Genomic DNA, 685 nt, shown 5'->3' with positions numbered 1-685 from the left:
TCACTAAGGTAGTTTAGGCACAGGAAGTGAGAAGCCCATTAATTCAACAAGTTGTGATAAGTGGAACTCTAACAAGTATACAGCAGCACCCACGATAGCGAGCGTCGGTACCAGTTCAATTAAAATACGTCCTAAAAAGGACATCCAACTACTGTTCATTACTACTCTAATTTCTATTCATCTGCCCACGAGGGATGGGCACTTCTACCTAGGGTAAATACCCCTTTTATGGATGGGTAAAAGTAATGCGCAAAGTATTACGAAAACCGCAACTTAGGCATCATTCTAAAGCCCAATAAAGTGATTATTGAACCTGGAGCACTTGAGCATTCGACGTAAAAATGCCAAGCGTCCAGGCTCTATTTTACGCCAATAGTAGCCAACTAAGCGCTGTTTGAACTCGGTAATTACTGTGGTCTAAGCCTTAGCAACCATCTGACACAATCGTAATCATAGGTTGCCCTATCTCATCATTAATACCGTACAGGTAACATTGGTCACTTTCCCACGTATTGCGTTCTTCACCGCCATACATATAGATAGCGTTTGACCGCTTACCATATATACGGTCTGTGACATTAAGATTGGTATCCATCACCTCTTTGATGTTGTCACTGGTGAGCCTTAAATGCCCATAGTTCGTTGTCACACTTGAGGATACGCCTAGCTGAAGCGCGTGATCCTC

At 42.9% G+C, this 685-nt stretch carries 2 protein-coding genes; both read right to left on the bottom strand.

Going from position 1 to position 685, the window contains the following annotated elements:
* Positions 1-3: 3 nt before the first annotated feature.
* Positions 4-159 carry a hypothetical protein gene (locus tag KIV40_RS28950; RefSeq protein ID WP_285352673.1) on the bottom strand — a complete coding sequence of 52 codons (156 nt, stop codon included), beginning with the start codon at positions 157-159 and terminating at the stop codon, positions 4-6.
* A gap of 265 nt (positions 160-424) precedes the next feature.
* A partial coding sequence (locus KIV40_RS28945; protein WP_285352672.1) for a hypothetical protein occupies positions 425-685 on the bottom strand: 261 nt, incomplete at its 5' end.

This window comes from Vibrio sp. D173a, from assembly GCF_030248475.1.
Note: the sequence above shows the minus strand (reverse complement) of the source record. Positions and strands in the feature narration are given on the sequence as shown.